The following is a 209-nucleotide window of genomic DNA, read 5'->3' on the forward strand; positions in this document are numbered from 1 at the left end:
TCGCTGCAATCTCACTGGCAGTCTCCCGGTAATAGATCATCAGGCTGCGCGGATCCCTATGGCCCACCATCCGCGCCAGCTCCAGGATGCTGAGCTTCTTAGCCAGGCGTGTCAGTGCCGTGGCCCGGGCGTCATGAAACGTGGCGCCATCCACCTCGGCCAGGGCCTTGGCATGGCGAAAATATACGTCGCGCAGCGCGCCGGTCAGG

At 63.6% G+C, this 209-nt stretch carries 1 protein-coding gene; it reads right to left on the reverse strand.

The features are described 5' to 3' along the window. Nucleotides 1-209: tyrosine-type recombinase/integrase (locus ACM0OW_RS25985; RefSeq protein WP_414553618.1), on the reverse strand; the 209-nt coding region annotated here is incomplete at both ends.

Origin of the sequence: Anabaena sp. CCY 0017, from assembly GCF_963920885.1 — a bacterium.
GTDB lineage: Bacteria > Cyanobacteriota > Cyanobacteriia > Cyanobacteriales > Nostocaceae > Nodularia.